At 55.2% G+C, this 13,502-nt stretch carries 11 protein-coding genes; 2 read left to right on the plus strand and 9 right to left on the minus strand.

Translation table 11 applies throughout. The features are described from left to right. Nucleotides 1–8: 8 nt before the first annotated feature. Together NB069_RS19315 and NB069_RS19320 are read left to right on the plus strand one after the other, a co-directional pair. Nucleotides 9–887: a U32 family peptidase gene (locus tag NB069_RS19315; RefSeq protein ID WP_250586209.1), complete on the plus strand. Its 879-nt coding sequence runs from the start codon at nt 9–11 to the stop codon at nt 885–887. Nucleotides 888–965: 78 nt separating this feature from the next. Further along, nucleotides 966–1,973, plus strand: coding sequence for a luciferase-like monooxygenase (locus tag NB069_RS19320; protein ID WP_250586211.1), 1,008 nt, complete (start codon nt 966–968; stop codon nt 1,971–1,973). Between the two features lie 94 nt (nt 1,974–2,067). Here NB069_RS19320 and mtr read toward each other — a convergent pair whose 3' ends face one another. The 9 genes from mtr to infB form a co-directional block, all read right to left on the minus strand. Next, nucleotides 2,068–3,312, minus strand: coding sequence for a tryptophan permease (mtr, locus tag NB069_RS19325; protein WP_250586213.1), 1,245 nt, complete (start codon nt 3,310–3,312; stop codon nt 2,068–2,070). A 142-nt stretch (nt 3,313–3,454) separates the two neighbouring features. Beyond that, entirely contained in the window at nt 3,455–5,362 is a 1,908-nt protein-coding gene (locus tag NB069_RS19330; protein WP_250586215.1) for a DEAD/DEAH family ATP-dependent RNA helicase, read from the minus strand. After that, nucleotides 5,355–5,435: a protein YrbN gene (yrbN, locus tag NB069_RS22570; RefSeq protein ID WP_138370335.1), complete on the minus strand. Its 81-nt coding sequence runs from the start codon at nt 5,433–5,435 to the stop codon at nt 5,355–5,357. The genes NB069_RS19330 and yrbN overlap by 8 nt, the downstream gene beginning before the upstream one ends. A gap of 110 nt (nt 5,436–5,545) precedes the next feature. Then, nucleotides 5,546–6,430, minus strand: a complete 885-nt coding sequence (gene nlpI / locus NB069_RS19335) for a lipoprotein NlpI (RefSeq protein ID WP_250586217.1) — start codon at nt 6,428–6,430, stop codon at nt 5,546–5,548. A gap of 110 nt (nt 6,431–6,540) precedes the next feature. After that, a complete protein-coding gene (pnp, locus tag NB069_RS19340; protein ID WP_250586219.1) occupies nt 6,541–8,676 on the minus strand; it encodes a polyribonucleotide nucleotidyltransferase in 2,136 nt (711 codons plus the stop codon). A gap of 240 nt (nt 8,677–8,916) precedes the next feature. Beyond that, the gene (gene rpsO / locus NB069_RS19345) at nt 8,917–9,186 is read right to left on the minus strand and encodes a 30S ribosomal protein S15 (protein WP_032614416.1); all 270 of its coding nucleotides are present in this window, start codon (nt 9,184–9,186) and stop codon (nt 8,917–8,919) included. A 152-nt stretch (nt 9,187–9,338) separates the two neighbouring features. Beyond that, complete coding sequence (truB, locus tag NB069_RS19350) at nt 9,339–10,283, minus strand: tRNA pseudouridine(55) synthase TruB (protein WP_250586221.1); 945 nt, start codon at nt 10,281–10,283, stop codon at nt 9,339–9,341. Further along, nucleotides 10,283–10,684, minus strand: a complete 402-nt coding sequence (gene rbfA / locus NB069_RS19355; protein WP_250586223.1) for a 30S ribosome-binding factor RbfA — start codon at nt 10,682–10,684, stop codon at nt 10,283–10,285. The genes truB and rbfA overlap by 1 nt, the downstream gene beginning before the upstream one ends. Nucleotides 10,685–10,792: 108 nt before the next feature. Then, nucleotides 10,793–13,483: a translation initiation factor IF-2 gene (gene infB / locus NB069_RS19360; RefSeq protein WP_250586224.1), complete on the minus strand. Its 2,691-nt coding sequence runs from the start codon at nt 13,481–13,483 to the stop codon at nt 10,793–10,795. Between the last annotated feature and the right edge of the window lie 19 nt (nt 13,484–13,502).

A 13,502-nucleotide genomic window follows, 5' to 3' on the forward strand; every position in this document is an offset into this window, starting at 1 on the left:
GATAACGCATGAAATATTCATTAGGACCGGTGCTCTACTACTGGTCAAAAGAGACGCTGGAAGACTTCTATCAGCAGGCGGCAACCAGCCAGGCCGATGTGATTTACCTCGGCGAGGCGGTGTGCAGCAAGCGTCGTGCCACCAAAGTAGGCGACTGGCTGGAGATGGCGAAAACCCTCGCCGACAGCGGCAAGCAGGTGGTGCTCTCCACCCTGGCGCTGGTACAGGCCTCATCCGAATTGAATGAGCTGAAGCGCTATGTGGACAACGGCGAATTTCTGCTGGAAGCGAGCGATTTGGGCGTAGTGAACCTGTGCGCCGAGCGCAAACTGCCGTTTGTCGCCGGACACGCCCTGAACTGCTATAACGCCGTGACCCTGCGCCTGCTGCTTAAACAGGGCATGACGCGCTGGTGCATGCCGGTGGAGCTTTCCCGCGACTGGCTGGTAAACATCCTGGCGCAGTGCGACGAGCTGGGGATCCGCAATCAGTTTGAGGTAGAAGTGCTCAGCTACGGGCATCTGCCGCTGGCTTACTCCGCCCGCTGCTTCACCGCGCGCTCAGAAGATCTGCCGAAAGACGAGTGCGAAACCTGCTGCATCAAATATCCGAACGGGCGCAGCGTGCTGTCGCAGGAAAATCAGCAGGTGTTTGTCCTGAACGGTATTCAGACCATGAGCGGCTACGTTTACAACCTTGGCAATGAACTGGCCTCAATGAAAGGGCTGGTGGATATGGTACGTCTGTCGCCGTTGGGCACTGAAACCTTTGCCATGATTGACGCCTTCCGCGCCAATGAAAACGGCGCGGCCCCGCTGCCGCTGACCGCCAACAGCGAGTGTAACGGCTACTGGCGACGGCTGGCCGGGCTGGAACTGCAGGACTAAAAAAAGCTCACTTTGTTAACAATGACTGTGAAATTTTAATGCACTATTAAAGATTCACCGTCGACAAAGTGAGCTGTTATGACTGATAAATCTATTCCGTTTTCGGTGCTGGACCTGGCGCCGATCCCTGAAGGCTCCTCGGCACGGGAAGCCTTTACCCACTCCCTGGATCTTGCCCGCCTGGCTGAACAGCGCGGTTACCATCGCTACTGGCTGGCGGAGCATCACAACATGGTCGGTATCGCCAGTGCGGCGACCTCGGTGCTGCTCGGCTATCTGGCAGCCAATACCACCACCCTGCATCTGGGCTCCGGCGGCGTAATGCTGCCTAACCACTCCCCGCTGGTGATTGCCGAACAGTTTGGTACCCTGAACACTCTTTATCCGGGCCGTATCGATTTGGGTCTGGGCCGTGCGCCGGGCAGCGATCAGCCCACCATGCGCGCGCTGCGTCGCCATATGAGCGGGGATATCGATAACTTCCCACGGGATGTGGCTGAGCTGGTGGACTGGTTTGATGCCCGGGATCCGAATCCACAGGTGCGCCCGGTGCCGGGTTACGGTGAGCAGATCCCGGTCTGGCTGCTGGGCTCCAGCCTCTACAGCGCGCAACTGGCCGCACAGCTGGGCCTGCCGTTTGCGTTCGCCTCGCACTTTGCGCCGGATATGCTGCATCAGGCGCTGCATCTCTATCGCACGAACTTTACGCCTTCGGCACGGCTGGAAAAACCTTATGCGATGGTGTGCATCAACATTATTGCGGCCGACAGCAATCGCGATGCGGAATTCCTGTTTACCTCCATGCAGCAGGCCTTTATGAAGCTGCGTCGCGGCGAAACGGGACAGCTGCCACCGCCGGTGGAGAACATCCATCAGCTGTGGTCGGCCTCAGAGCAGTATGGCGTCCAGCAGGCGCTGAGCATGTCGCTGGTGGGGGACAAAGCGAAGGTGCGCCACGGGCTTGAAGCGGTGCTGCGCGAGACGCAGGCCGATGAGATCATGGTGAACGGGCAGATTTTCGATCATCAGGCGCGCCTGCATTCGTTCGATCTGGCGATGCAGGTGAAAGAGGAGCTGGTGGGGTAGCCTTTTTGCCCGGTGGCGCTTCGCTTACCGGGCCTACGGTTTTCTCCCTCTCCCTTCGGGAGAGGGGCGGGGTGAGGGGATCAGGCCGCACGGTTTAATGGTAAACAGGCAAAAGATTAAAACTCGACAGCACGTGCACCACAGCGTTGCCAATCCCAAACACCAGGATAAGCGCAATCATCGGTTTGCCGCCCCAGACGCGGAATATTGGGCTACCGAAGCGCTTACGTGATTTACGTGCCAGCAGCGCCGGAACAATCGCCGCCCAGATGGTCGCTGCCAGCCCTGCATAACCAATGGCATACAGGAAACCGTTCGGCCACAGCAGGCCACCGATCACCGGCGGCAGGAAGGTCAGCAGGGCGGTTTTCAGACGGCCCAGGGCTGAATCATCAAAACCACACAGGTCCGCCAGATAGTCAAACAGGCCCAGGGTCACGCCAAGGAAAGAGCTCGCCACGGCAAAGTTGGAGAAGATCACCAGCAGCAGATCCAGACTGCGGCTGTTCAGCACGCCGCTCAGCGCCTGCACCAGCACATCAATGTTACCGCCCTTCTGCGCAATACCGATGAATTCCGGACGCGGGATGTTGCCCATCGTCCCCAGCAGCCAGATCGCATACAGCCCCAGCGCCAGCAGCGTGCCATAGACCAGGCAGCGGGTGATGGTGCGCGGATCTTTACCGTAATACTTCATCAGGCTCGGGACGTTGCCGTGGTAGCCAAACGAGGCCAGACAAAACGGCAGGGTCATCAGCAGATACGGAGAGTACGAGGTATTACTCTGCGCCACGTTAAACAGGGTCGCTGGCGTAACGTGCCCCAGCAAGCTGCCAAAGGTCAGGAAAAAGGTGATGACCTTCGCGCCAAGCACAATGGCCGTCATCCGGCTCACCGCTTTCGTGCTCATCCAGACGATAAAGGCCACGCCCAGGGCGAAGGCAAAACCCGCCGCACGCGCCGGTACGTTCAGCGACATCTCTGAGAAGGTGTGATGCAGAATCGAGCCGCTCGCCGAGATATAGGCGTAGGTCAGGATATAGAGCACAAAGGCAATGGAGAGGCCGTTAACGATATTCCAGCGTTTGCCCAGCAGGTCGCGGGTGATGGTGTCGAAGCTAGAGCCAATACGGTAGTTGAGGTTAGCCTCGAGGATCATCAGCCCGGAGTGCAGCATGCAGAACCAGGTGAAGACCAGCGCCGCCAGCGACCAGAAGAACCACGCCCCGGACATGACCACCGGCAGAGAGAACATCCCCGCGCCTATGATGGTGCCGCCGATAATCACCACACCGCCGAGCAGTGAGGGTGACGTTTGGGTGGTGGTTAGTGTCGCCATACAGCCTTTTCTCCAGTCAAAAATTTGGGACCTGCATTCTAATGTGCTGCACTGTACCAGTACAATAGTACAAAAGGAATAAAAAAAGCCCCGATAAAAATATCGGGGCTGTATATTTTACTTTACGACTGAAGCGTTAGGCTTACGCGTCACGGCGACGGCTTGGGCCATCTTCGCGGCGTGGGCCACGGCTTTCGCGACGCTCACCGCTGAAACGACCTGCACCAGGTGCAGCGCCTTCACGACGAGGACCACGGCCGCCTTCACGACGCTCACCACCGAAACCACGGCCAGCAGGACGATCGCCATCACGACGCGGACCACGGTCCGGACGCGGCTGAGCATCACCCAGCAGCTGCATGTTCATCGGCTTGTTCAGGATGCGGGTACGGGTAAAGTGCTGCAGAACCTCGCCCGGCATGCCTTTTGGCAGCTCGATGGTGGAGTGAGTACCGAACAGCTTGATGTTACCGATGTAACGGCTGCTGATGTCACCTTCGTTAGCAATCGCGCCAACGATATGACGAACTTCAACACCATCATCACGGCCCACTTCAATGCGGTACAGTTCCATTTCGCCTGCATCACGACGTTCGCGACGTGGACGGTCTTCACCACCACGCTCCGGACGGTCGCCACGCGGGCCACGATCGTTACGGTCGCCACGACGTTCGAAACGATCGTCACGGTCACGGAATTCACGCTTAGGACGCATAGGTGCATCTGGCGGTACGATCAGAGAACGTTCGCCCTGCGCCATTTTCAGCAGTGCAGCGGCCAGCGTTTCGATATCCAGCTCTTCGCCTTCGGCGGTCGGCTGAATCTGCGCCAGCAGCGCACGGTACTGATCCAGATCGCTGCTTTCCAGCTGCTGCTGTACTTTCGCGGCGAATTTCTCCAGACGGCGTTTGCCCAGCAGATCTGCGTTTGGCAGGTCAGCTTCCGGAATGGTCAGCTTCATGGTGCGTTCGATGTTACGCAGCAGACGACGCTCGCGATTCTCAACGAACAGCAGCGCACGGCCCGCACGACCTGCACGACCGGTACGGCCGATACGGTGAACGTAAGACTCGGAATCCATCGGGATGTCGTAGTTAACAACCAGGCTGATACGTTCTACGTCCAGACCACGTGCTGCCACGTCGGTTGCGATCAGGATATCCAGACGACCATCTTTCAGACGCTCCAGAGTCTGCTCACGCAGGGCCTGGTTCATGTCGCCGTTCAGCGCGGCGCTGTTGTAACCGCTACGCTCCAGGGCTTCAGCCACTTCCAGGGTCGCATTTTTGGTACGAACGAAGATAATCGCCGCATCAAAATCTTCTGCTTCCAGGAAACGCACCAGCGCTTCGTTTTTACGCATGCCGTAAACAGACCAGTAGCTCTGGCTGATGTCCGGGCGAGTCGTCACGCTGGACTGAATGCGCACTTCCTGCGGCTCTTTCATGAAGCGGCGGGTAATGCGACGGATCGCTTCCGGCATGGTTGCAGAGAACAGAGCGGTCTGATGACCTTCCGGGATCTGCGCCATAATCGTTTCTACGTCTTCGATGAAGCCCATGCGGAGCATTTCGTCAGCTTCATCCAGAACCAGACCGCTCAGTTTAGAGAGATCCAGGGTACCGCGCTTCAGGTGATCCAGCAGACGACCCGGCGTACCGACGACGATCTGTGGGCCCTGACGCAGGGCGCGTAACTGCACGTCGTAACGCTGGCCGCCGTACAGGGCAACTACGTTTACGCCACGCATATGTTTAGAGAATTCAGTCATAGCTTCCGCAACCTGAACAGCCAGTTCACGGGTCGGAGCCAGTACGAGGATCTGCGGTGCACGCAGGTCCGGATCGATGTTGTTCAGCAGCGGCAGCGAGAACGCTGCAGTTTTACCGCTACCAGTCTGGGCCATGCCCAGCACGTCACGACCAGAGAGCAGATGTGGGATACATTCTGCCTGGATCGGAGATGGTTTTTCGTAACCCAGATCGTTAAGGGCTTCAAGGATAGGAGCCTTCAGGCCCAGATCTGCAAAAGTGGTTTCGAATTCAGCCATGTAGTACGAGTGCCTCAATGTCAATGGCGGCCAGTCTACATAACTCGTCGTGAAAATTTTCGGTAATTTTCATTAAAAGTGTGAACCGGCTCAAAGTAGGTGTATTGACGAACAACAACGCCCTCACCCGTTAAGATGATGGCAATCAAAAAAATGATTACGGGCTGATGTTTATGTCGTCAGCTATTGCTGGTCCGATTCTGCCAGGTCGTCGTGCTCCTGGCCCAAGAGCGATAATTCCAACAATGCATAACGGTGCTCAACGTAGTTGTGTACGTTATTAGCGACCGCTAATTTGAACAGTGCCGTGGCGCTGTCCATATCCCCCAGACTTAGGTAGTACTTACCTAAATAGAAGTTGGTTTCACTGAGATGCTCAGCGAGCGAGGTGTTATCCGTTGCGTCTGCCTTGAGCCTTTCCATCAGCGTTGCTTCGCTGATGTTGCCCAGGTAGAACTCGACAATATTCCATCCCCACTGTTCCTTGTCCGATTTTTCGAAGCGTTGCTTTAACGCGTCTTTGGCCTGCTTTGCATCGAGCTTCTGCTCAACAATGTAAAGCCACAGGCTACGGAAAGGATCGTTAGGATCGTCTTGATAAAACGCCAGCAGATCATCTTGCGCTAACTTGTCACGACCGCCGTAATACAGGGCAATTCCACGATTCAAGTGCGCGTAGTTGTAAGTTGGATCAAGCTCAAGTACAGAATCAAACGCTTCATAGGCAGCATCAAAATTGCCTGCCTGCGTTAAATAAATGCCTAAGTAATTGAATACTTCAGGCATATCCGGTCGGATCGCCAACGCTTGTGAAAAATCATTTCGCGCCAGTGCCCTCAGACCGAGACTATCATACAACACTCCGCGCTCATATAAAAGCTGTGCGCGTTCGTCATCGGTTAAAGCCCGACTGGCAAGAATTTGTTCCATGCGTGCCAGAATCACTTCCTGCTGCAAAGTCGGTTGCAGTGGCACTGCGAGGACTTCACTTTTACGCCAGGCAGAGTTGCTGCATCCTGCCAGCGTCAAAGCTGTCGCAACGAAACACCAGCGCAGAAAAGGCTTCATTTCCCACTCCCGAAGACAACTATTGGATGAACGTCCTGTCCCCCGGCGGCTCAACAAGGCGTCCTGCCTGATAACAAGCCCCCCGCTTACGCGGAGGGCAAACGGCAACCTTACTCGCCTTGTTCTGCTGCCGGAGCTTCCGGCGCAGCGGCAGGCTGAGTCTGCTCGGTCGCTTCTTTAATGCTCAGACGGATACGGCCCTGGCGGTCAACTTCCAGAACTTTAACCGGAACTTCCTGACCCATCTGCAGGTAATCGGTCACTTTCTCAACGCGCTTGTCAGCGATCTGAGAGATGTGAACCAGACCTTCTTTACCGCCACCGATGGCAACGAATGCGCCAAAGTCAACGATACGGGTCACTTTACCGCTGTAGATACGGCCCACTTCGATCTCTGCAGTGATCTCTTCGATACGACGGATAGCGAATTTCGCTTTCTCGCCGTCGGTCGCTGCGATCTTCACAGTACCGTCATCTTCGATTTCGATGGTAGTGCCGGTCTCTTCGGTCAGAGCACGGATAACGGAACCGCCTTTACCGATAACGTCTTTGATCTTGTCCGGGCTGATCTTGATAGTGTGGATACGTGGCGCGAACTGGGAAATGTCGCCACGCGGCGCGTTAATCGCCTGTTCCATCACGCTCAGGATGTGCAGACGTGCACCTTTCGCCTGGTTCAGCGCAGCATGCATGATCTCTTTGGTGATGCCTTCAATTTTGATATCCATCTGCAGGGCAGAGATACCTTCGCGGGAACCCGCAACTTTGAAGTCCATATCACCCAGGTGATCTTCGTCGCCCAGGATGTCAGACAGAACAACGTAGTTGTCGCCTTCTTTCACCAGACCCATCGCGATACCCGCAACGGCTGCTTTCACAGGAACACCCGCGTCCATCAGTGCCAGAGAAGCACCGCACACGGAAGCCATGGAAGAAGAACCGTTAGATTCGGTGATTTCAGAAACCACGCGAACGGTGTACGGGAATTTATCAGCATCTGGCATTACAGCCAGCACGCCGCGCTTCGCCAGACGACCGTGACCAATTTCACGACGTTTCGGCGAGCCAACCATACCGGTTTCACCTACGGAGTACGGAGGGAAGTTGTAGTGGAACAGGAAGCTGTCAGTGCGCTCGCCCATCAGTTCGTCGATGTTCTGTGCGTCACGGGCAGTACCCAGAGTCGCGGTGACCAGCGCCTGAGTTTCACCACGGGTGAACAGTGCGGAACCGTGAGTACGTGGCAGAACGCCAGTACGCACATCCAGACCACGGATCATGTCTTTTTCACGGCCATCAATACGCGGCTCGCCTGCCAGAACGCGGCTACGAACAACGTTTTTCTCGATAGCGTGCAGGATTTCGCTCAGCTCGTTAGCGTCCAGGGCTTCATCTTCAGCAACCAGCGTAGCGATGGTTTCAGATTTGATGACGTCAACCTGAGCATAACGCTCTTGCTTGTCGGTGATGCGGTAAGCATCGCTCAGACGTGCTTCTGCCAGGGCTGCAACGCGTGCATTCAGCGCGTCGTTTGCTGCTTCTGGCTGCCAGTCCCAACGTGGTTTACCGGCTTCTTTCACCAGGTCGTTGATGTTCTGGATAACGATCTGCTGCTGGTCGTGGCCAAATACCACAGCGCCCAGCATCTGGTCTTCGCTCAGCAGTTCTGCTTCGGATTCAACCATCAGTACCGCAGCTTCTGTACCGGCAACAACCAGGTCCAGCTTGCTCTCTTTCAGCTCGTCCTGAGTTGGGTTCAGAACGTACTGGTCATTGATGTAACCAACGCGCGCAGCACCGATAGGACCGTTGAATGGAATACCAGACAGGGACAGGGCTGCAGATGCGCCGATCATCGCTACGATGTCCGGGTTAACCTGCGGGTTAACGGAAACAACGGTGGCGATAACCTGAACTTCGTTAACGAAGCCTTCCGGGAACAGCGGACGAACCGGGCGGTCAATCAGACGCGCAATCAGGGTTTCGCCTTCGCTTGGACGGCCTTCACGACGGAAGAAACCACCCGGGATTTTACCGGCAGCGTAGGTACGCTCCTGGTAGTTAACGGTCAGTGGGAAGAAGTCCTGACCTGGTTTTGCTTTCTTCTGGCCGACAACGGTTACGAATACCGCGGTGTCATCCATGCTTACCATAACGGCAGCAGTAGCCTGACGTGCCATCATGCCGGTTTCCAGCGTAACGGTATGTTGGCCGTACTGGAATTTACGAACGATCGGATTCAGCAAGATTCTGTCCTTTCTTAAATGAATGACAGCACACCAGAGGCGTGCTGACTTTTACCGGACCTTCTTCGCATCCTCGCGACTAATGACAACCGACACCCTCATGGGTGAAGCCTCTCATTAGCCGCGCGAACCTCTGCAATGAAGATCATTTATAGCAACAATACATTAGTTTCCAGTGAATTGCTGCGGTCTGGTTGAAAAAAGGGGCCATAAGGCCCCCTTTTCTGAAACTCGCAAGACTTAGCGACGCAGACCCAGACGCTCGATCAGCGCGGTGTAGCGTGCAACATCTTTACGTTTCAGGTAGTCGAGCAGTTTACGACGCTGAGAAACCATGCGCAGCAGACCACGACGGCTGTGGTGATCTTTTTTGTGCTCTGCAAAGTGACCCTGCAGGTGGTTAATCTGTGCAGTCAGCAGTGCAACCTGAACTTCGGTAGAACCGCTGTCGTTAGCATCACGACCAAACTCAGAAACGATTTTAGCTTTAGCTTCAACGCTTAGAGACATTTTAAAACTCCAGAATATAAAGAATGAAAGGAAGCCGATCTCTAATTCAGCTTTCCCATGTATAACGCATGTCAATTGTTAAACAATTTGCCAGACGTTAAGCCGCAATATTCTACCCGCCTCCCCTGCTTATCGCAAGGTAAGGCGTCAGCTTATGCCGGATATTCAACCACCAGACGGCGCGGGGCGACACGACCTTCGTCGTCGATTTCCCCCATACCGATAAAGGTGTTGTCATCCCCTTCCGTAACGCGTACCAGGCCTTTCGCCGGGACGTCCGTCGTGCGCACCGGGTTGCCGTTTTTGAAGTAAACGGAGGAGGTTAAGGGAAGATTGACCACAGGGTAGTCCGAAGCAGGACTGTCCATCGACATCAGCAAAGGGTCCAGCAGATCTGCGATCTCGGTGCCCTGCGCCTGCGCCTGGTCTACCAGCGCCTGCAGCTGCTCCAGCGTCACCATACGTTCAGCCGGATATTTGCTGACCGCCAGACGACGCAGATAAATAACATGCGCGCCACAGCCCAGCTTCTCACCCAGATCGTCGATAATGGTGCGGATGTAAGTGCCTTTTGAGCAGTGGACTTCCAGCTCCAGCTCATCGCCTTCGTGTCGAATGAACAGCAGCTCATAAACCGTAATCGGCCGGGCCTCACGTGGCACCTCAATCCCCTGACGCGCATATTCGTAGAGCTTTTTGCCCTGATACTTCAGCGCCGAGTACATGGACGGCACCTGCTGGGTGTCACCACGGAAGCTTTCCAGCGCAGCATCAAGCTGTTCAGCGCTGAACGTCACCGGCCGCTCTTCAACAACCTGGCCATCCGCATCGGAGGTGTCCGTGCGCTGGCCCAGTTTTGCAATCACGCGGTAGCGTTTATCCGAATCCAGCAGATACTGGGAAAACTTCGTCGCTTCCCCCAGACAAATCGGCAGCATACCGGTCGCCAGCGGATCCAACGCCCCGGTATGACCCGCACGGTTAGCATTGTAGAGACGCTTTACTTTTTGCAGCACGTCGTTACTGGATGCACCCTGAGGTTTATCCAGCAGCAGCACGCCGTGCACGTCGCGACCGCGACGACGAGGACGACTCATCAGTCCTCCTTTTTATCGTCCGGGTTCACACGACGCTCATCATCCTGTTTCACCACGCTGGTAACCAGGTTGGACATGCGCATCCCTTCAACCAGCGAGTTGTCATAGAAGAAGGTCAGTTCCGGCACGATACGCAGACGCATAGCTTTGCCCAGCAGGGAACGGATAAAACCGGACGCATCCTGCAGTGCTTTGATACCCAGCTTAACCGCTGCTTCGTCCTGGTCGTTCAGGAAGGTGACGAATACTTTGGCATAGGCCAGATCGCGGGACACTTCAACACCGGATACGGTGGTCATCATGCCCAGACGTGGATCTTTAATTTCACGCTGCAGGATGATTGCGATCTCTTTTTGAATTTCCTGCGCGACGCGCTGAGGGCGACCAAATTCTTTCGCCATAATAAATTCTCCAGACAAAAAAGGGGCTAAAGCCCCTTTTTAAAATTATTGCCGGGTGGCGCTTCGCTTACCCGGCCTACGCATTTGCGGCCCAAGAGCCCACAAAGATTACGCGATGGTACGCTGAATTTCGATGATCTCGAACACTTCGATCATATCGCCAACGCGAACGTCGTTGTAGTTCTTAACGCCGATACCACATTCCATGCCGTTACGGACTTCGTTAACGTCATCTTTGAAGCGGCGCAGGGATTCCAGCTCGCCTTCGTAGATAACCACGTTGTCACGCAGTACGCGGATTGGGTTGTGACGCTTGATGTTACCTTCGGTAACCATACAGCCCGCGATAGCACCGAATTTCGGTGATTTAAACACGTCACGAACTTCAGCCAGACCGATAATCTGCTGTTTCAGTTCCGGAGACAGCATACCGCTCATTGCTGCTTTCACTTCGTCGATCAGATGATAGATGACGGAGTAGTAACGCAGATCCAGGCTTTCCGCTTCGATCACGCGACGCGCAGAGGCATCGGCACGGACGTTGAAGCCAACCAGAATGGCGTTGGACGCTGCAGCCAGGGTTGCGTCGGTTTCGGTGATACCACCTACGCCGGAACCGATGATCTTCACTTTCACTTCGTCGGTAGACAGCTTCAGTAAAGAGTCGGAGATCGCTTCCACAGAACCCTGAACGTCTGCCTTCAGAACGACGTTCACTTCGTGAACTTCGCCTTCGGTCATGTTGGCAAACATGTTCTCGAGTTTAGATTTCTGCTGACGAGCCAGTTTAACTTCACGGAATTTGCCCTGACGGTACAGTGCAACTTCACGCGCTTTCTTCTCGTCACGCACAACGGTCACTTCATCACCGGCAGCCGGAACACCGGACAGACCCAGGATTTCCACAGGAATGGATGGACCTGCTTCCAGCACTTCACGACCCAGTTCGTCGCGCATTGCACGAACACGGCCATATTCGAAGCCACACAGAACGATGTCGCCTTTGTTCAGGGTACCTTCACGTACCAGAACGGTAGCAACCGGACCACGACCTTTATCCAGGAAGGATTCGATTACCGCGCCGCTCGCCATACCGTTGCGAACCGCTTTCAGCTCCAGAACTTCAGCCTGCAGCAGGATAGCGTTCAGCAGGTCATCGATACCGGTACCCACTTTTGCAGAAACCGGGATGAACTGAGACTCACCGCCCCACTCTTCCGGCATAACACCGTACTGGGACAGTTCGTTTTTAACGCGATCCATGTCCGCTTCTGGCTTATCGATTTTGTTCACTGCAACAACCAGAGGCACCTGCGCCGCTTTCGCGTGCTGGATAGCTTCGATGGTCTGTGGCATTACGCCATCGTCTGCTGCGACCACCAGAACAACGATGTCCGTTGCCTGAGCACCACGAGCACGCATAGAGGTAAACGCGGCGTGACCCGGGGTATCCAGGAAGGTGATCATCCCGTTATCGGTTTCTACATGGTATGCACCGATGTGCTGGGTAATGCCACCTGCTTCGCCAGAGGCGACTTTGGTGGAACGAATGTAGTCCAGCAGAGAGGTTTTACCGTGGTCAACGTGACCCATGATGGTCACTACAGGTGCACGCGGCTCAGCGGCTGCACCGGTGTCACGGTCGCTCATTACTGCTTCTTCCAGCTCGTTTTCACGACGCAGGATAACTTTGTGGCCCATCTCTTCGGCAACCAGCTGTGCGGTTTCCTGATCGATGACCTGGTTAATGGTCGCCATGGCGCCCAGCTTCATCATCGCTTTGATGACCTGAGAACCTTTAACGGCCATCTTGTTCGCCAGATCGCCAACGGTAATGGTTTCGCCAATGATAACGTCACGGTTAACGGCCTGCGCTGGCTTCTGGAAGCCCTGCTGCAGCGCGGAACCTTTACGCTTGCCACCTTTACCACCGCGACCCGCTGCACGCGCTTCTTCGCGATCGGCTTTGGATTCAGCGTGCTTATTACCCTTCTTCTGAGGACGGGCAGATTTTGATGCTGTGCGGGTACGGCCACGACCACCTTCAACTTCACGGTCGTTCTCATCTTCCGCCTGACGTGCATGCTGGGAAGTGGTCACGTGATAGTCGCTGTTGTCTTCAGACGGCTCAGCGGTATTCACGCCGTTCTTCTCGTTTTCTTCGGCCATACGGCGCGCTTCTTCAGCAACACGACGCGCATCTTCTTCCAGCTTACGGCGTGCTTCTTCTTCCGCTTTGCGCTTCAGTTCAGCAGCTTCATTTTCACGACGGGCTTTTTCCGTCTGGGCTGTTTTGGTCATATCGTCAGTCTGTTGATTGCTCACTTTGTCTTTTTCCGCAGCGTCGCGCTTCGCTTTATCAGCGGCTTCGCGTTTCGCTTTTTCTGCGGCCTCACGTTCAGCTTTTAATACTGCCTCACGTTTGGCATTTTCTTCTGCCTCACGCTGGGCTTGCTCTTCCGCTTCACGCTGTGCCTGCTCTTCCGCAGCGAGGCGTTCTGCCTCTTGCGGATCACGTTTTACAAAGGTGCGCGTCTTGCGGACTTCGATTTGTACCGATTTACTTTTTCCACCGGTACCTGGAATGTTTAACGTGCTACGCGTTTTGCGCTGCAGCGTTAACTTGTCAGGCGTTGAACCGTGTTCACGGTTCAGGTGCGTTAACAAGGTTTGTTTTTCTTGCGCGGTCACCGAGTCATCAGCGGACTTCGGGATCCCTGCATCAGCAAATTGCTGTACCAGGCGATCCACGGAGGTCTGAATCTCGGCAGCCAGCGTTTTTACAGTTACATCAGTCATGCTGTTCCTTCCTGCTACA

This window comes from Leclercia adecarboxylata (assembly GCF_023639785.1).
Lineage (GTDB): Bacteria > Pseudomonadota > Gammaproteobacteria > Enterobacterales > Enterobacteriaceae > Enterobacter > Enterobacter adecarboxylatus_D.